The 17,403-nt window shown below is 56.3% G+C and carries 16 protein-coding genes; 13 read left to right on the top strand and 3 right to left on the bottom strand.

The genetic code is table 11. The annotated features are described in order from the left end of the window. Positions 1-170: 170 nt before the first annotated feature. Positions 171-635, top strand: a complete 465-nt coding sequence (locus QY049_RS13965) for a lipocalin-like domain-containing protein (RefSeq protein WP_301269538.1) — start codon at positions 171-173, stop codon at positions 633-635. Positions 636-816: 181 nt separating this feature from the next. On the opposite strand, the gene QY049_RS13960 is transcribed toward QY049_RS13965, so the two are convergent. Beyond that, positions 817-1,584: an SDR family NAD(P)-dependent oxidoreductase gene (locus tag QY049_RS13960; RefSeq protein WP_301269537.1), complete on the bottom strand. Its 768-nt coding sequence runs from the start codon at positions 1,582-1,584 to the stop codon at positions 817-819. Positions 1,585-1,810: 226 nt separating this feature from the next. Here QY049_RS13960 and QY049_RS13955 point away from each other — a divergent pair, with 226 nt between their 5' ends. From QY049_RS13955 to QY049_RS13930, 6 genes are all read left to right on the top strand, one after another. Further along, complete coding sequence (locus QY049_RS13955; protein WP_301269536.1) at positions 1,811-3,025, top strand: ABC transporter substrate-binding protein; 1,215 nt, start codon at positions 1,811-1,813, stop codon at positions 3,023-3,025. 13 nt (positions 3,026-3,038) lie between these two features. After that, positions 3,039-3,548 carry a nuclear transport factor 2 family protein gene (locus tag QY049_RS13950; protein ID WP_301269535.1) on the top strand — a complete coding sequence of 170 codons (510 nt, stop codon included), beginning with the start codon at positions 3,039-3,041 and terminating at the stop codon, positions 3,546-3,548. Between the two features lie 88 nt (positions 3,549-3,636). Next, entirely contained in the window at positions 3,637-4,449 is an 813-nt protein-coding gene (locus QY049_RS13945; RefSeq protein ID WP_301269534.1) for an HpcH/HpaI aldolase/citrate lyase family protein, read from the top strand. 17 nt (positions 4,450-4,466) lie between these two features. Next, complete coding sequence (locus tag QY049_RS13940) at positions 4,467-5,342, top strand: oxaloacetate decarboxylase (protein ID WP_301269533.1); 876 nt, start codon at positions 4,467-4,469, stop codon at positions 5,340-5,342. A gap of 17 nt (positions 5,343-5,359) precedes the next feature. Next, positions 5,360-7,054: an FAD-dependent oxidoreductase gene (locus tag QY049_RS13935; protein WP_301269532.1), complete on the top strand. Its 1,695-nt coding sequence runs from the start codon at positions 5,360-5,362 to the stop codon at positions 7,052-7,054. A 183-nt stretch (positions 7,055-7,237) separates the two neighbouring features. Further along, on the top strand, positions 7,238-8,572 hold the full coding sequence (locus QY049_RS13930; protein WP_301269531.1) for an MFS transporter: 1,335 nt from the start codon (positions 7,238-7,240) through the stop codon (positions 8,570-8,572). A 196-nt stretch (positions 8,573-8,768) separates the two neighbouring features. Here QY049_RS13930 and QY049_RS13925 read toward each other — a convergent pair whose 3' ends face one another. Next, a complete protein-coding gene (locus QY049_RS13925) occupies positions 8,769-10,472 on the bottom strand; it encodes an FAD-dependent oxidoreductase (RefSeq protein ID WP_301269530.1) in 1,704 nt (567 codons plus the stop codon). A gap of 210 nt (positions 10,473-10,682) precedes the next feature. Here QY049_RS13925 and QY049_RS13920 point away from each other — a divergent pair, with 210 nt between their 5' ends. From QY049_RS13920 to QY049_RS13900, 5 genes are all read left to right on the top strand, one after another. Next, a complete protein-coding gene (locus QY049_RS13920; protein ID WP_301269529.1) occupies positions 10,683-11,570 on the top strand; it encodes an alpha/beta hydrolase in 888 nt (295 codons plus the stop codon). Positions 11,571-11,906: 336 nt separating this feature from the next. Further along, positions 11,907-12,692, top strand: a complete 786-nt coding sequence (locus tag QY049_RS13915) for an ABC transporter ATP-binding protein (protein WP_301269549.1) — start codon at positions 11,907-11,909, stop codon at positions 12,690-12,692. Beyond that, positions 12,689-13,402 carry an ABC transporter ATP-binding protein gene (locus QY049_RS13910; protein ID WP_301269528.1) on the top strand — a complete coding sequence of 238 codons (714 nt, stop codon included), beginning with the start codon at positions 12,689-12,691 and terminating at the stop codon, positions 13,400-13,402. Before QY049_RS13915 ends, QY049_RS13910 begins: the two co-directional genes overlap by 4 nt. Before the next feature lie 9 nt (positions 13,403-13,411). Next, positions 13,412-14,290 (top strand): branched-chain amino acid ABC transporter permease, encoded by an 879-nt coding sequence (locus QY049_RS13905; RefSeq protein ID WP_301269527.1) that lies wholly within the window; start codon positions 13,412-13,414, stop codon positions 14,288-14,290. 2 nt (positions 14,291-14,292) lie between these two features. After that, complete coding sequence (locus QY049_RS13900; RefSeq protein WP_301269526.1) at positions 14,293-15,294, top strand: branched-chain amino acid ABC transporter permease; 1,002 nt, start codon at positions 14,293-14,295, stop codon at positions 15,292-15,294. On the opposite strand, the gene QY049_RS13895 is transcribed toward QY049_RS13900, so the two are convergent. Further along, on the bottom strand, positions 15,291-16,220 hold the full coding sequence (locus QY049_RS13895) for a LysR family transcriptional regulator (RefSeq protein WP_301269525.1): 930 nt from the start codon (positions 16,218-16,220) through the stop codon (positions 15,291-15,293). The genes QY049_RS13900 and QY049_RS13895 overlap by 4 nt on opposite strands. A gap of 128 nt (positions 16,221-16,348) precedes the next feature. On the opposite strand from QY049_RS13895, the gene QY049_RS13890 reads away from it, so the two are divergent. Further along, the gene (locus tag QY049_RS13890; protein ID WP_301269524.1) at positions 16,349-17,341 is read left to right on the top strand and encodes a LysR family transcriptional regulator; all 993 of its coding nucleotides are present in this window, start codon (positions 16,349-16,351) and stop codon (positions 17,339-17,341) included. The last annotated feature ends 62 nt before the right edge of the window (positions 17,342-17,403 follow it).

Genomic DNA, 17,403 nt, shown 5'->3' with positions numbered 1-17,403 from the left:
CGTACGCATGTGGGCGAAGGAAGTCCGCAGGTGCGCCACGACGAAGAGCTTTGCGAGAGAAGAAGGGCTCTTTCAAAATGACGAATCGACGCAATTAGTCATTCTGTCATAGAATTATGAAATGACCCGCCAATAGGGGCGGATCGAACGACGTTGCAGGATTTCACAAGATGGACGAGCAGATCACGCCTTTTGATCGGAAGCTTCTGGCGGGATCTTGGGAGTTTGTGTCCGACTTGAACAAAGCCACGCAGGACCCGACCCAAACGACTAGCTTCTTCGGAGCAAAGCCGAGCGGCATCTTTATGTTCATGCCCAACGGTCGCTACTCGGTCATCCTAATGCATCCCGACCTGCCAAAGTTCGCGGCGAACGATCGTCTCAAGGGCACGCAAGAGGAAAATTTGGCTATTATCCGAGGTGTATATTCTCACTTCGGTCGGTATGCTTTCGATGGTGCTTCGGGAGAGCTTATCTTCTCCGTGGAGGGCAGCACGTTTCCAAATGAGAGGGGTCGTCAGACCAGGAGACACGTGGTGCGGCTCACGAACGACTTGCTGTCGTTTACTAACAGCGCTCCCCCCACGGGCGGACATTTGGTCCAGGCAGCTACTGAACTTAGGAGAGCCGATTGAGAGCCAAACTCAACATCTGAAGCATCAATGAGCCGATACCGCTTGTGTAGAGCGTTACGCGGGTCGTCGCGCCTCCCAATGGAGAGCCGCCCATTGCGTGATCAGGCCTCGTCCTGACTGGAGATGCGCGATCAAACGAAACCATCGACTGGGACCCATAGCTAGCGGAGCCGCTTAGCGGTTAGGTCAGAACGCCGCCATCAATCACATTGATCGACCCGGTTATCTTTGACGATGCTGGCCCCAACAACCAAAGCACGAGATCTGCGACATCATCTGCTGTAATCGGAAGCCCGAGGGGGCGTTTTCGCAACTGCCTCGACACTCGTCGATCGACTTCTCCCCCGTCCTCCGATGTACCTTTCAACGAAGACCGTAGTGCCGGCGTATCTACCGACCCTGGGGCTACGGCATTTACTCTAATATTGAACTGGCCCAACTCGGCTGCCGCTTGCTGAGTGATCCTTAACACCGTCGCTTTGGTCGCCCCATAGAGGCCGTGATCGGCAACGCTTCGCAATCCTACGGCGGAAGCCGTATTCACGATTGAGCCGCCGGAGGACGCCTTCATAGCCTTGGCCACAGCCTGCAGTCCGAGCAGCGATCCCAGAACATTCACATCGAACAGAGAGTGATAATCCTCGTCCGTGAAGTCCAAAAGCGGAGCGCGGGGGCCAAGTAATCCCGCATTATTGTGGAACATGTCGATCCGTCCAAATCGATCTAAACAGGTGCTAACGTAACGTTCTACCTGAATTCTATCACTGACATCCGCTTCGATCTTCAATACCTTGTCGACTCCTCCAAACGCGCCCTGCAGCGCGGATCCGTCTCTGTCGACGACAGCCAGTTGAACTCCCAAAGACAACAGCTTCGAAGCGACTGCGAGACCGATGCCGCTGGCGCCGCCCGTCACAATTGCTACTCGATCCACGAACCACTGGCTCATATTGCTCGACCTCTCGTTCTGCCGAGTAGTGAATCCGGCGAGCAGAGTCAAAGTCTAGTCGTTAATTGAAACTGTATCTTCGCCAATGGCGAAGGCGAGATGAGCGCGAGGGGCGAATAGGTCTTCACGAAATACGAATTGATCAAGACGTGCTACAGACGATTATAGGGTAGCCGGTGAACCATGACGCAGAATGCGCCTGAGGCCGACTGAAGGGGAGGGATACATGAAAGCCATTCGTCTCGCAGTGGTGTGGCTCGCAATCGCAGTGGGAATGCTTCCTGCGCAAGAAGCCCTTGCTCAGAAAAAATATGGGCCAGGCGTCACCGATACCGAAATTAAGATTGGTAACACGACGGCCTATAGCGGTCCTAACTCGCAGTTCGGCGTGATGGCGCGCGTGATGGCCGCTTATTTCGCACAAATCAACGACCATGGCGGGATCAATGGTCGGAAGATCAAGTTCATTTCGTACGACGACGCCTTCAATCCCTCCAAGACCGTCGAGCAGGCTCGTAAGTTGGTTGAGAGCGATGAGGTTCTGCTCCTCTTCGGTACGTTGGGTACACCGACGAATACTGCAATTGTGAAGTACATGAACATCAAGAAGGTGCCGCACCTGTTCATCGCAGCTGCCGGAGCGCGTTGGAACGATCCGAAGAATTATCCCTGGAGCATGGGAACTGTTCCGAGCTACCTGTGGGAAGGTAGGATTTATGGAAAATTCCTTCTGCAGGAAAAGCCGGACTCGAAAATTGCGGTCATTTACCAGAATGACGACTATGGGCGCGATCTTCTCAAAGGCTTGAAGGAGGCCCTTGGCGAAAAGGCAGGCGATATGGTCATTTCGGAGAACAGCTTCGAAATTACCGACCCGACAATTGATACTCAGATTGTAAAATCGAAGGCGTCGGGAGCGGATGTCTTTATGGATTTCACTCCGCCGAAATTCGCTGCGCAAGCTATCCGAAAGCTGTCTGAGATCGGCTGGAAACCGTACCACATTCTGAACAGTGTCGGGAGCTCGATTGGCACTGCGATAAAGCCAGCCGGCTTCGAGAATGCGCAAGGCATCGTGTCGTCCGCCTACAACAAGGACGCTAGCGACCCGAGGTGGGCCGACGACCCCGGGATGAAGGAGTTCTTTGGCTTCATCGACGCGCGCCTGAATGGCGTAAGCAAGGACGATCTTCAGGCTTTGAATGGATACAACTTCTCTCAGATGATGGAGCAGGTTCTGAGGCAGTGCGGTGACGATCTCAGTCGTGAGAACGTCATGCGGCAGGCGGCGAATCTTAAAAACTTTCATCCGTCGGGCTTGTTGCCAGGTATCACTGTGAATACCAGCCCGACCGATTATGCGCCGATGAAGTCGCTGCAACTCGTCAGGTTCGAAGGGGAGAAGTGGGTCCCGTTTGGCCCGCTTCGCAACGGGGAATAAGGAAGGTGACCATATGCCCGTAGACACTAAAACGGAACAGTTCGATGAGAAGCGATCGCTAGCAGAAGCTGAAATCAAGAACCTCTCGCATCGCTACGCGCTCGCGTTGGATCGCAGCGATTTCGAAGAATGGGAAACGCTCTTCACCAGCGACGTTGTTTGGCAGACGGCCGGTCGTCCGGCGTTCAGCGGGCTGACCGAAGTTATGGAGGTCCCGCGACGGCTGCATGGCGCCTTCAAGAACACATTCCACGCCGTGCTCACGCAAGTCGTCAAATTCTCGGGAGCTGACACGACTGGTATCGTCTATTGCGCGGCGCACCACCTGATTGACTACGACTTCGTCTCGCCAGGCCGGGATCCGATAGGAATGTCATACCAATTTCTGATGCGCTACGAGGACAAGTATCGCAAGGAAGACGGCCGGTGGAAGTTCGCAGCAAGGAAGCTGATCATGGTCACGAGGCAGATCGACCAGATCGTTCAATTCGCTCCGGATGGGACTTGGTCCGCCGCGTCGTAGGCAATGGCGAATCTATCGCTGATCGTGCGCCAGGATGCTGCGTATTTTGCGCGCGCATAGCTGGCCTCTTAAGTGAGCAGGAGCGAAAGTGACCGATCGCGACCGATCTAGAAGGGGTAATCGCATCAAATCTGCGCTCTTGCTGGGCCGATCTGCGTGGGGAATTGGTGTGCAAACAAATTCCCCCGAGTTCGTCGAGATGGCGGCGTCTATTGGGTTCGACTTTGTATATCTCGATTGCGAGCACGGATCGTTTGGATTCGACGGTCTCGTTCCGCTGATACGGGCGGCCGAGGCTTCCGGCACGACGCCGATCGTCAGGGTGCCTGATCATACTCCGAGCTTCATCATGAGAGTGCTCGACGCAGGCGCGATGGGCGTCATAGTGCCGAACATCAAAAGCGCTGCTGAAGCTCGAGCGGTTGTATCGGCGGCAAAATATCTCGATGGCTCGAATGGCGGATCGCGTGGCGCGTGCCCCGGAACGAGAGCGACTTGGCATCAAGTAGCCGATTGGCGCGCATTTTCGGCGGCGAGCAATGCGGACACAATAGTCTGGCTGCTGTTGGAGTCGGTCGACGCCTTGAAGTCCGCGGGTGAGATCGCGGCGATCCCGGGGGTTGATGCGATTATGCTCGGGCCATTCGATCTTGCGCACGCTTTGGGACTTCCCGGTCAAACTGCGCATCAGGCGGTCGTAGAGGCGTGCTGTGACATCGCAAAGCAGGCTAGGTCACACAGTGTAGACGTCGTGTGGACGATGTTCGGGGCAGAAGCGTCACCTGAGGAGGCAGATCTAATCAAATCGATAGAATCCAGAATTATTATCGCGGGCACAGACCGTCGAATCGTCATGAATGCCCTACGAGGGCGTTTGCCGACTAGTGGCCACGGTCGATAAGCAGCAGGAAATAGACAATGGAACGACCGGTGCGCTCCCGCAGTGCCAGCGATAGACGACGCGCTTTCAAGGCGCGGCTTACCCAACCGGGTACGATAGCGGTCCCGGGCGCCTACGACGCGCTGAGTGCCAAACTGATCGAGCGCGAAGGGTTCGAAGCAGTTTATCTCGGAAGCTACGCCACATCGGCGGCTCGATTCGCTGCGCCCGACGTCGGATTGGTGACCTTGGAAGACATGATTTCCCATGCATCGACCATCGTTCGCGCGGTGAACGTGCCGGTCGTGTGCGATGCGGAGGCCGGGTGGTTCAATGCAGCGAACATTTGGAAGACGGTCGAATCGTTCGAGTCCATCGGCGTCTGCGGGATCCACATGGAAGACCACGAGTTCGGGAAGCATGCCCCTGTCGCTCCTCGAATGACGCCCTTGGTGGAGGCTGCAGCGCGCATACGCGCAGCGGTTGAAGCACGCACCGATCCGAACTTCCTCATCATTGCCAGGACCGATGCCCTATGGATATCCGGCAGCCTCACGGAGGTTGTGGATCGTTTGAACGCATACGCTGGGGCGGGAGCCGATCTCTTGATGCCGACGCGTGTTTCCCCAGAGCAGGTGCAACACATTCGTGAGCGCGTCTCAGTTCCGATCGTGATCACCGACAGGCCTGGTGTGTCCCTGGCGGCGGAGCGCGAAGCCGGCGCGAAAATGGTGCTCTATTACGGTCTTACACTTTACGCAGCGTTTTCGGGAGTGCGCAACGCTTTGAACGACTTCGCGGAGAAGCAGAATGCAGACGTGGTTCCTAATCTTCGAGCCGTGATTCCCGACCTTGAATCGATGCTTGACTACGGGGCGTTCGCCGAACGTGCGCGTCGATATGGCCTGACTTGATAGCTGGAAGTGAAGTCATGAGTGTTGCTCGAGCTGCAAAAGCCGTAGATGTGATCGTGGTCGGTTCTGGTGCTGCTGGGTTGGTTGCGGCGGTATTTGCTTCGTTGTCCGGGAGCTCGGTTGTCATCCTGGAAGCCGCCGACGAGCCGGGAGGCACGACGGGCTGGTCTGACGGCGCTTTCTGGGCGCCGAACAACCATTTTCTAAAAGCCAAGGGGTTAGACGACCCGCGAGATGACGCCCTGCGTTTTATGGCGTCCACGGCATTTCCCGGCGAGTACGTCGCTGAGGACGCATATCTCGGCATCGGTCGACGTCGCTATGCGGCTTTGGCGGCATTCTACGATAAGGGTGGGCATGTCTTTGAGACGCTGCAGAACTTGGGTGCCCTGGTGACGAAGCACGCCAATAGAACGGACATGATCGATCACTCTCTGCTGAACAAGCGCTCGAGAGGGAGGGTCATGGTCGTCATGAGGCCCGACGGCCAACGTGGGTTTGGCGAGGATATCGTCGGACAATTGCGTGACTACCTTGACCGCCAAGGCGTCCCGTTGCTTCTTAACCATCGCGTTATGGAGCTGCAGCGCAATCGGACAGGCAGAGTCGACGGCGTGGTTGCGCAGACACCATCCGCAGAAGTGCGCATCTTGGCGAGGCGCGGTGTTGTCTTCGCAAGCGGAGGTTTCGTGCACGATCACGAGCTTTTGCGTTCCTTCCAACAGACTGCTCCATTCGCAGGAACTGCGGCTCCGACGAATCGAGGGGACTTCATCAGAATTAGTGCAAAAGTGGGAGCGGCGTTGGGCAACATGGCTCATGGTTGGCGCTCCCAAATCGTTCTCGAACAGGCGCTCGACGAGGGAATTGCTCCAAGCCACGTTCTTCAGCCTTCCGGTGTTCCGCGTCACTACTGGCAGTCCCCAGGCGACAGTTGCATGGTTGTCAACAAGAAAGGACATCGCGTTGTCAACGAAAAGCGTGCTGGGCATGAGGTGTCATTGGTGCACTACCAATGGGATGCGGTGGAGTCGGAGTTTACGAATCGGCTTCTCTTCATGATCTACGATCGCCGAGCCCGGGATGTGTTCGCTGGAAACTATCCACTCCCCCATCCGGGAGAGACGGCCGGTTATATTATCGAAGCTGCCACGATCGCTGATCTGGCGATAAAGATCCAGGGAAGGCTAGATAACCTAAAGAGCAGGATCGGCGAAATTCGTCTGGCTGACAATTTTGCTGATGCTCTCTCTCGTGAGATCGAGCTCTTTGAAACCGAGGCATTGAGCGGCGTTGATGCCCGTTTCGCGCGTGGGCACAATGTTTTCGATACGGAATTGCACCGCGAAGTCTTCTCGATCGCTCGAACGGATACAAACTGGCCACCTCATGACCTTCCTAACGTGACCATGTATCCTTTCCAAAAGGAAGGACCGTTTTACTGTATTATCGTCGCGCCGAGCCTTCTGGACACGAACGGGGGGCCGATCACGGATGAAACGGGTCGGGTGATTGACGTCGACGGAAAGATCGTGCCGGGACTTTTCGCCGCAGGCAACTGTTCTGCATCACCGGCGGGGCAGGCTTACTGGGCACCAGGTGCCACGATGGGTCTTGCTGCCGTCTTTGGCGCGATCGCGGGCGAGAGCGCGGCGTTAGAGCCTTCAAACATCGGTGAGTTGCCGGAAGACCTGTTGTACGACTCTGGTTAGCCGACAGCGGGCGGCCAAAGCTGCAGTGGTCTTCGCACAAGACGAATGGCAGAACGTCATAGACATATGGCCGGCCCGCGCTCATCGACCTAAGGTCTCCGGTACTAAGAATCGTCCGGGGGAAGTATGGCAATCCGAGTGGCATTCAGATCGAAGGGTGGTAATGCAGGCGATGTGAATGACATGGCCCGACGTTCTGCGTTGGTCAGCTTTGTCGGTAGCATGCTGGAATACTACGACTTCATCATTTACGGCGCCGCCGCCGCGTTCATCTTTCCGAAGATATTCTTCGTGGGCCTCGATCCCGCCACGGCTACACTCGTGTCGCTTGCAAGCTTCGGGGTTGCGTTCGTGGCCCGCCCCGTGGGTGCAGTGGTCATCGGCCACTTTGGGGATAGGGTGGGCCGCAAGTCCGTCCTGGTCTTCACACTTCTGATGATGGGGTTTTCTACGCTGGCGATCGGCCTTCTGCCTGACGCAAGAACGATCGGCAACGCGGCGCCGGTCATCCTGGTAATTCTAAGGCTTTTGCAGGGCTTGTCCGCGGCTGGAGAACAGTCAGGATCGAATTCTCTTACCTTGGAACATGCATCCTCCGGCAACCGCGCCTTCTTCACGAGCTGGACCTTGAGCGGAGTGCAGGCAGGCGCGATCTTGGCTAAATTCGCCTTCATCCCAGTGGCGGCGCTTCCCCAAGAGCAGCTTCTCAATTGGGGATGGCGCATTCCCTTCCTTCTCAGCTTCGTCGTGCTCGTGGTGGCATATCTGGTGAGGAGAAGGATGCCCGAAGCTCCGGAATTCGCGCGGCTTAAGGATCGACGCGATGTTGAGAGATTTCCGATCGTCATGTTGGTTCGCGACTACTGGGCCGAGGTGAGTCGTGTGGTCGTCTGCTCCTTGATCTCATGTATCAGTTCATTGACCACGGTGTTCGCCTTGAGCTACGGCACGGCGGAATTCCATGTTCCGGGCTCTATCATCCTTTGGGCAGGAGTGCTCGGAAACGCGCTTGCGTTAGTCGTGCAGCCGTTCTGGGCCATTCTTGGCGATCGCGTTGGCCGGAAGCCGGTCTTCATCGTCGGTTCGGTTGGATGCGCATTGACTGTGTTCCCATATTTCATGGCCATCTCTTCCGGAAACTCCCTGCTTATCTTCGGCGCAGCGATGCTGATGTCAGGGATTTTTTATGGCGCGACGAACGCGATCTGGCCTTCGTTCTTCGGTGAGATGTTCGAGACACGTGTACGATATTCCGGCATGGCAGTCGGAACCAATCTTGGCTTCCTTGCGGCAGGATTTACACCGGCCATCAGTCAGAGCCTGATGCAGAGCGGCCCCACGGGTTGGCTTCCTGTAGCAATATTCATCGGTTCTTGCTGTATCGCCGCTGCGGTGTCTGCCGCGACAGCTCGTGAAACGCACGCAGTTAGGCTCAACGATCTCGGACGGCCTGCCGCTGATGAAACCCATGCAGGTGCCAGATCATCCGTCGCCAATTTTGGGCGCGGTAAATGCTGATCCCCTGGTGCGCACTAGGCGCCTTATCGGCAGCTTCGTATTAGGAATGGTCGATCGAACGAATCGCAATGGTCGTTAAGACCGAACTGTTGGGGCAACGGAAAACTAGACCTTGCGTAAGGGCGCTGCCATGCCACATAACGATAATAGTCTGCCAAAGGTGATCCAAGTCAGATCACCCTGGCTCGCTCCCATTTCAAACATCAGTTAAAGCAGTACTCAACTTCTTGGCCACGATGTAGGCGAATGTCATAGCCGGGCCGATCGTTACGCCAGCGCCCGGATAGGTTCCCCGCATGATGCTGCTTGCATCGTTGCCCACTGCATAAAGGCTCTGCAATGGCTCGCCATTGTCGCCGATAACTTGCGCGTCCGCGTTCGTTTTCAGACCAGCAAACGTCCCGATGTCTCCAGGGATGATCCGAAGAGCGTAGAATGGACCGTCGCAAATTGGAGCGATATTCGGATGTTCTCCGCGATCATGTTTCGCTCCGTGGATTCGCTCGTAGGCGTCTGCGCCCTTATTGAAACTGGCGTCCACACCCTTTCCAGCCTGCCCGTTGTAGAATTCTACGGTCGCTTCTAGTCCTGCAGCCGAAATGCCGCAGAGTCGTGCCAGGTCTGCAATTGATTTGCCCTTCTTCAAATATCCGGTGCGTAAGAACCTCGTGATGCTGAGCGGCCACGGCGGTGCCGCCCCCATGCCCCACCGTCTTACGGATCGATGATCAGCGATAATGAACGCCTCGACATTTTCGTCGTTTTGGCAGGCGGCAATCATCTGGGGGACAAAGTCGTGATACGGTAAGGCTTCGCTGGCAAATCGATTTCCTCGACGGTCCACGACGATAAATCCGGGTTTTGCCCTATCGCTGAAATGAGGAAAGCCAATCCTGGAGCCGTCTGGTTGGGGGACTTCAGAGACAGGAGCCCAAGCCGCGTACTGATGCACATCACCATCGATCGCACCGCCGATCGCGGTGGCGAATTGAAAACCGTCTCCAGTATTCGTGGACGGGGGTAGCGAATGGTACTGAAGATCTTTACGGATTTCCTGGTCGAACGGCTGGCGCAAATCTCGATTGGCGGAAAAGCCTCCCGTCGCGAGAACAACGGCCTTCCGCACCCGCACTAGTACTTCTCGGTTGTCTCTGGTGACGATCGCCCCTCGAATTCGGTCCCTCTCGACTATGAGACGTGCGAGGGGGCTTGAGCGCCACATCGGAATTTTCAACTTCAGCGCGCTCGAGAGTAAGCTCGCGACCAGCGCATTTCCGTTGGTCAGTCGTGTTCCTCTCGAGTGGCCAAGTCGATCGTAACAATAGCGGCCAAACATCTTGGTGGCGTACCAGACCGAGGACGCCGAATTTCTGAGATTGTACAGATGAGGAATGTCTCCGCTGCCGACCATCATTCCCCCGAAGATAGTCATCGTCTTCAATGGAGGACGGACATTTGCAAAGTGAGCTCCCAGGAGGCGGCCGTCGAACACGCGCGGGCGCAGAGTCCGTCCGCCACCCGATGCTCCCGGTAGAGTAGGATGGTAGTCCGGCATCGTCGGGAGAAGGTCGAACCGAGTGTCTGTTTTCGCTTCGATGAAACGCAACATTTCGGGCGCCCACCGCAGAAAGGCTAGCATGCGATCTCTGTCGACCAGATTGCCTGCTTCGCATTCGAGGTATTTGGATGCGCGCTCCTCGCTATCGACTATGCCTGCTGCCGCAGCCTGCGGACTGTTCGGCACCCAGATCACCCCCGCGGAGAAAGCGGTAGTGCCGCCGAAATACTGGGTCTTCTCTACCAAAAGTACGTCTTGCCCGAACTCGCGACATGCGATCGCAGTCGTCAGACCTGCGGCACCACTCCCGACCACCAGAACGTCGCACTCGTAGCTATCCATAACAGCTCCTGCTTTTTAGGGACGGTACTTCAGCTCGCGTTGTTGCGGCATTCGAAAGGCGCGAATGCCCTGTCTTGCGCTTCGGGGCGTGGAAACAAGACTGGGTCTTCGCGCTGAGCGAACGGTTGTTAGTGCAAGCCGAATCGACGGTGTGGACCGTCAGGGGCATACCTTCAAAATCCCGCCGAGTTCATCCCGAACGGAGGTCGAATGTCTGATCCTGAAGTCGAAGTCATCCGCCGCATATTGAGCGAGAACCCCGCTCCGCAGTCGCTTGCGGAGCTAAGGAAGTTCGTGGACTTGGACGCAGAGAGATATCCGCTTTCAGGATACAGCACGGAGAGGATCTCCATCTCGGGTCTGCAAGCCGAGTGGGCAATTTCGGCAGGTGCCGACCAAAGGCGGGCGATCCTCTATCTTCATGGTGGTGGCTATGCTTTCGGCTCCATTTTAAGCCATCGTCACTTAGCGGCCGAGATCGGCAGATCGTCCGGCTGCAAATCTCTCATCCTCGACTACCGTCGTGCTCCCGAGCATCCGTATCCCGCGGCGGTTGAAGATGCGATGGCCGCGTATTCCTACCTTTTGGAGCAAGGAATGAGGCCGGAACACATCGCAGTGGTCGGCGACAGCGCCGGAGGAGGGCTCGCCGCGGCTACGTTACTCTCCATCAAGAGCAAACGATTGCCGCAGCCGGCCTGCGGGTGGCTCATCTCGCCCTGGGTCGATATGGAGGCGACTGGACGCAGCTACGAGACGCGGGCTCAAGCTGACCCGATGGTCAAGCGCGAGATGATCTTGGAACTAGCGCGAATGTACTTAGCGGGGCACGATCCGAAAGGTGAGCTTGTTTCGCCTATCTACGCAAATCTGACCGGTATTGCTCCACTACTTCTACAGGTGGGCGCAGCGGAAGTCTTGCTCGACGATTCGCTGGCTTTGGCTCGCCAGGCAGGATCGCATGACGTAGCGGTGCAACTCGAAATCTGGCCCGACATGATTCATATTTGGCACACGTTCTTTCCCATCTTGTCGGCGGCTCGTCGGGCCATCGCCAACGGCGCGGCGTTTGTGAAGGCGCGGATGGATATTCAATGACAATCGGCGCCAAGCTGCCGCCCAGCACGTGTAAGAAGTCGTAGGCTGTACCAACCGCAACTGCGCATCGACGTCGCGTCGGCTTGAGTGAATCGGGGCTCAATAGCAAGGCGGGATTGTTCGAGTAGATGCTCCAACAGTGCGTGCGCCGTCGTGCAGCTTCTAATCGATTTACAAGATCAACGGGTCTGTCCAGTTGTCGTTCGCTCGCCGCGAACGCTGTTTTGCATATGACGATTTGACCGTGAAGGCGCGTCGAATACCTTAGGACAAATGACAAAGCATGTCGGCGGATTTCGACCGACACTGCGCATCAGGAGCGGCCAAGGGCAAGAGATGACGATTGCTGGCGCACGTGAAGTTCTGTCCGTTGAGAAAGTGGGAATTCGCTTTGGTGGTGTCGTTGCGCTGGACGACGTATCCTTCGCGATACGTGCCGACGAGATCTTGGGTTTGATCGGTCCGAATGGTGCCGGCAAGACCACGTTGTTCAATTGTTTGAGCCGATTGTACCAACCCACGAGCGGTGACATCCAGATTGCGGGCCAGAGCCTGCTTAATTTGAGGCCGCACGAAATTGTGCGGCATGGCATCGGACGGACTTTTCAGAACGTATCCCTTTTCCATAACCTTTCTGTCTTCGACAACATTCGCATCGGATGTCACTCGCGGGGTCGAAGAAATGTAGCTTACGATATCTTTGCGCTTCCGGCGGCTGCGCGCGAGGAACGCGAGGTTGATGCGCGCATACTCGAGATTGCTGAATTTCTTGACCTCTTGGATTGCGGGTCGAGGAAAGTTGTTGGCCTCCCGTTCGGAACCCAGAAACGGGTCGAGCTTGCCCGAGCGTTGGCATCACAGCCGAAACTCCTGCTTCTGGACGAGCCGGCCGGCGGCCTCAATCACGAAGAGGTCTACGCGCTGGGCGATCTCATCAAGAAGATACGCGATCGACGCGGTGTGACGATCTTGCTGGTCGAGCATCACATGGGGCTCGTGATGTCGATTGCAGACCGAATCGTCGCCCTGAACTTTGGAAAGAAACTCGCCGAAGGAACGCCTTCAGAGATTCAGGCTAATCCAGAGGTGATCAAGGCGTACTTGGGAGACGGTGGAAGATGAGGGCGCTGTTGGAAGTAAGCGATTTGCGCGCACAGTATGGCGCCGTCCGAGTACTGCATGGGATGTCTTTCGAACTCGAAGAAGGCGGAGTGACGGCGCTGTTGGGAGCCAACGGTGCGGGAAAGACAACGACGTTGAGGGCTGTTTGCAATGCCGTGTCTCATACAGGCGACCTGATTTTCGACGGCAAAAGTCTTCGGGGAAAAACCACGGAGTCTATCGTCAAGCTCGGCATTGCTCATGTGCCGCAAGGGCGGGGTACTTTCACGAGATTGAGTGTCGAAGAGAATCTTCAAGCGGGCGCGCTGGTAAGGCGTGGCCGCACCGCTATCGAAGGCGACATTGAGCGAATGTACGCCTATTTCCCGAAGCTGAAGGACCGTCGATCGCAACAGGCCGGAACGCTTTCGGGCGGCGAGCAACAGATGTTGGCTGTGGCTCGAGCGCTCATGCTTCGCCCTCGCCTCATGCTGCTGGATGAACCATCCTTTGGCCTCGCCCCGCTCGTTGTGCAGTCGCTCTTCGAGATCTTGGCAAGGATCAACAAGGAGGAGCAGGTGAGTGTCCTGGTCGTTGAACAGAACGCACAGCTTGCGCTGAAAATATCCCGAAAGGCCTATGTCATCGAGACGGGCTGCATCGTGATGAGCGGCGATGCTGCGGAGATCGCAAGCAATGAAGATATCCGCAAATCCTATCTGGCGTGCTGAGGACTGAACATGGAGCTGCTTGTCAATCAAGTTCTGGCTGGTATCGCGACCGGAGCGATTTACGCCTGCATGTCGCTATCCATCGTGATGATCTACCAGGCGATCGATCACCTAAACTTCGCGCAGGGCGAGATGGCGATGGCGTCGACGTTCATCGCATGGCAGATGATCCAGTGGGGATTTCCGTACTGGGTCGCGTTTACACTCACGATCGCTATTTCGTTTGGCGTGGGGTTTGCCCTGGAACGTGCAATTTTTCGTCCGCTAGCGAAGGCTCCGGTGTTGACGCATGTGGCGGGCTTCATCGCTCTGTTTGGAATATTCAACAGCGGCGCCGGCATGATCTGGGATTACACAATAAAGGAATTCCCTACTCCGTTCGGCAAGGAGCCATTTCTCGGCAGTGATCTTTTAAACGCACATCAGGCCGCGATGTTTGGGATTACCGCGGCGCTCTTGGCTCTTCTATATTTTTTCTCGAACTACACGCGTACGGGCCTGGCGATGCGGGCCGCCGTCTCTAACCCGGAGTCCGCTGGATGGGTCGGGATCAACGTCGGCTGGATCATCGGGCTCGGCTGGGCCTTGGCAGCCGCGATCGGTGCGGTCGCCGGCATGCTCATCGCCCCGTTAGTATTTCTGGATCCTAACATGATGGGCGGCGTATTGATCTACGGATTTGCTGGAGCAGTGCTCGGGGGGCTCAATAGTCCATTGGGCGCCGTAGTTGGCGGCTTCATTCTCGGCGTAGCTGAGAATTTGATCGGGACATACCTTCCGGGGGCCGGCAATCAGTTGAAGTTGCCGATCGTGCTGTTCGTAATCGTTGCGATCCTTTGTGTTCGGCCGCAAGGGCTCATGGGCCGCACAGCAGTCGAGAGGGTTTGAAGATGACGAGTCTTCCTGAAGTGGCCGCGGTCGCGGCACCGTCTGAAAACAGGAGTACACATGTCAGCTCCGGACAATGGCATACGGCCATTGTTCTCGGACTTTTGATTGGCGTTCCAGTTGTTGCGACCGGTTTCGTCACCTTCCAAATGACAATGTTGCTCGTGTACGCGATTGCCCTCATCGGTTTGAACATTCTGACCGGGTTCACAGGGCAATTTTCGCTGGGTCAGAACGCTTTCTTCGCTATAGGGGGATACACGTCGGTCATTTTGATCGAGCACCTTCACGTGCACTACCTTCTCAGCATACCCATCGCTGGAATTGTCGCTTCGCTCGCTGGCATAATCTTCGCATTCCCTGCGCTGCGGCTCAAAGGCGTGTATCTGGCATTGGCGACCTTCGCGTTGGGGACCGCGTTGCCGCAGATTCTCAAGATCGAACAGTTCGAGGAGTGGACCGGTGGCGTGCAAGGTATGATCACTGAGAAGCCGGAGACCCCCTTCAATTGGCCGATTTCGCAAGACACGTATATTTTCTACCTTGTCCTGGCTTTCACAGTGGCCGTGTATCTTCTGTCCAACAATTTGCTTCGGAGCAAAACTGGGCGCGCGCTTTTGGCTATCAGGGAGAACGATGTCGCTGCGTCCGCCATGGGCGTAAATGTCGCATTCTACAAGACAGTAGCTTTCGCTCTTAGTGCAGGCGTAACCGGCATCGCCGGCGCTCTTGGCGCACTTGTCGTCCAATTCGTTGCGCCGGACGGCTACACGATCCAGTTGGCAGTTGCTCTTTTCCTCGGAATTGTGATCGGAGGCGTTGGTTGGCTACCGGGCACGCTAGTGGGAGCGGCCTTCATCGTGTTCGTTCCCAATATAGCAGAAGACATCTCGAAGGGATTGTCAGGAGCGGTCTTCGGCGTTCTCATTCTCTTCGTCATCTTTGTATTGCCGCGCGGTGCCCAGCAACTGACTGAGCTGATAACGGGAAGGCGCGATAACTAGGGCAATCTCGAGGTTCCGAGCAATGAAATGCCTCCCTTGCGCATGGAGAGAAACCGCTCCGTGAGAAAGTCGAGAAGCACACTAAGTTTTGGTGGAACGTGAGGGCTAGCGGGCCAGACCGCCCACCAGCCGATATCTCGTTGAACTTCGTTCTCCAGGACGCGGATCAGTTGTCCGGACTTCAGCAGGTCGGTCACCGTGAAGTCGGGTACGCATGCGATGCCCAGCGCCGATTTTGCGGCGTGGATGAGCATTAGGTTCTCGTTGGAGATCAATCGAGCGGGTAGGCGAATATCCGGCTCATCGTTCGTCTTTGAGATCGGCCATGGCGCGATCCGCCCGCTACGCACGAAACGAAGATGTAGGCAATCGTGGTCGGATAGACCTTGTGGCGTGCGTGGGGCGCCCTTCTTGTCCAAATATTCAGGAGATGCAACCAAGATCAATCGGAATACTGCGATCTTGCGAGCCATCAGTCGAGAGTCATGAAGTTCGCCGACCCGGATCGCCAGATCGAAGCCTTCCTCGATGAGATCGACATATCGATTCGTGAAATCTAGGTCGAGCTCGACATCCGAATATGAGCGCATGAAGTCCGCGAACATCGGTAGCAGCAGACCGCTCGCAAGGGGCAGAGATATCCGCATCCGTCCTCTCGGCATCCGTCGAGCGCCCGATAGCTCTGCCTCTGCCGTCTTCAGTTCGAAGAGTATCTTTCGACAACGTTCCAGATAAAGGGTGCCTTCGTGCGTCAAGCGTATGCTGCGGGTACTGCGATGAAACAGCCGCACGCCGAGCCGTTCCTCTAATCGCCCGATGCTTTTTCCAACAGCAGATGCCGAAACGCCCAGAACGCGCCCAGCCGCCACGAAACTTCGCAGCTCCGCAACTTGAACGAACACTGAAACGCCTGACAGGTCTGCCATTGCGGACAGTTTGGTCCTGTTAGAACGGAATTCAAGAGATATTTTCCTAATTCGGGCTCGCGGTTAAAGAATTTGTGACGAAAGCGAACCGCCGAAGAGCGGGCGCGGGACCGAAAGGAGGAACTGCAATGGACCGACGTCTTGCACGCAACTTGGACATTCTCACGCTCCAACTCTTCGTGGCTATCTGCGAGGAGGGAAGTCTGACTCGGGCGGCTCGGCGCGAAGGTATTGCCCCATCGGCAGTGAGTAAGCGGATCGCAGATCTGGAGGTCGCTCTGGAGGCCGAGCTGCTGCACCGCGGAACGACAGGAATGGTTCTTACCTCTGCCGGCGAAACGATGCTGCGCTACTCTCGCAGCGTTCTCCGAACTATCCAGACAATCGGGACGGAATTGCAAGAGTACGCAAGGGGGCACCGAGGATTCGTTCGGCTAAGGGCGAATATGGGCACGATCGTTCAGTTTCTGCCGGAAGAGCTTGAAAGCTTTTTTGCAGCAAACAATCGCATTCGAGTCGACCTGGCGGAGCGCTCCAGTCATGCCGTCGTAGACGAAATCGAGAAGGGCCAGGCAGACATCGGACTTTGCTCGAGTATTGTGGAGAGCAGCTGCCTGAGTCGGATACCCTACCGAACTATTCGGCTCGTTCTTGTTACCCGCGACGATCACCCGCTCGCGGTAATGTCAAAGGTGTCCATCCTGGATACGCTTAGCTACCCGCACATCGGCCTGGAGGAACACAGTGCCGTTCATAAGCTCATGTCGTCCTATGCTCAGTACGTTTCAAAGCAATTGAACACCCGGCTTCATGTTTCGGGCTTCGACGCACAATTGCGGATGATCCAGGCTGGCCTCGGTATCGGCTTTATGCCCGCTGAGGCCTTTAACGCCATCGGAAAACCTATGGGTCTCGTTTCGCTGGAGTTGACCGACATTTGGGCTCGTCGGCAGATTGACATTGTTTATCGCGGAGAAGAGTCGTTGTCAGCGGCTGGGAAGTTGCTGCTTCATCATCTAACCGAGAGCGGCTCGAGACACGTATCCGACGATCAGAGAGTTTCGCCGCCATTGTTGGCGGGTCTACCCGATTGGGGCCGAGAGTTCGCCAGCCTCCAGTAAGCCGCGAATGGAGAACGGTCGTCAGGCTCGGGATCAAATCCCGAGCCTGTTTGATTCAGAGC

It is taken from the genome of Bradyrhizobium sp. WYCCWR 13022 (assembly GCF_030435535.1).
Taxonomy (GTDB): domain Bacteria; phylum Pseudomonadota; class Alphaproteobacteria; order Rhizobiales; family Xanthobacteraceae; genus Bradyrhizobium.
This window is presented reverse-complemented; position numbering and strand designations above follow the sequence as displayed.

Bases quoted from the DNA above. Each gene is read 5' to 3' on its own strand.
- QY049_RS13910 (WP_301269528.1), top strand. From the start codon at position 12,689: ATGAGGGCGCTGTTGGAAGTAAGCGATTTGCGCGCACAGTATGGCGCC.
- QY049_RS13940 (WP_301269533.1), top strand. From the start codon at position 4,467: ATGGAACGACCGGTGCGCTCCCGCAGTGCCAGCGATAGACGACGCGCT.
- QY049_RS13965 (WP_301269538.1), top strand. From the start codon at position 171: ATGGACGAGCAGATCACGCCTTTTGATCGGAAGCTTCTGGCGGGATCT.
- QY049_RS13960 (WP_301269537.1), bottom strand. From the start codon at position 1,584: ATGAGCCAGTGGTTCGTGGATCGAGTAGCAATTGTGACGGGCGGCGCC.
- QY049_RS13935 (WP_301269532.1), top strand. From the start codon at position 5,360: ATGAGTGTTGCTCGAGCTGCAAAAGCCGTAGATGTGATCGTGGTCGGT.
- QY049_RS13925 (WP_301269530.1), bottom strand. From the start codon at position 10,472: ATGGATAGCTACGAGTGCGACGTTCTGGTGGTCGGGAGTGGTGCCGCA.
- QY049_RS13955 (WP_301269536.1), top strand. From the start codon at position 1,811: ATGAAAGCCATTCGTCTCGCAGTGGTGTGGCTCGCAATCGCAGTGGGA.
- QY049_RS13950 (WP_301269535.1), top strand. From the start codon at position 3,039: ATGCCCGTAGACACTAAAACGGAACAGTTCGATGAGAAGCGATCGCTA.
- QY049_RS13920 (WP_301269529.1), top strand. From the start codon at position 10,683: ATGTCTGATCCTGAAGTCGAAGTCATCCGCCGCATATTGAGCGAGAAC.
- QY049_RS13895 (WP_301269525.1), bottom strand. From the start codon at position 16,220: ATGGCAGACCTGTCAGGCGTTTCAGTGTTCGTTCAAGTTGCGGAGCTG.
- QY049_RS13915 (WP_301269549.1), top strand. From the start codon at position 11,907: ATGACGATTGCTGGCGCACGTGAAGTTCTGTCCGTTGAGAAAGTGGGA.
- QY049_RS13930 (WP_301269531.1), top strand. From the start codon at position 7,238: ATGGCCCGACGTTCTGCGTTGGTCAGCTTTGTCGGTAGCATGCTGGAA.
- QY049_RS13890 (WP_301269524.1), top strand. From the start codon at position 16,349: ATGGACCGACGTCTTGCACGCAACTTGGACATTCTCACGCTCCAACTC.
- QY049_RS13905 (WP_301269527.1), top strand. From the start codon at position 13,412: ATGGAGCTGCTTGTCAATCAAGTTCTGGCTGGTATCGCGACCGGAGCG.
- QY049_RS13900 (WP_301269526.1), top strand. From the start codon at position 14,293: ATGACGAGTCTTCCTGAAGTGGCCGCGGTCGCGGCACCGTCTGAAAAC.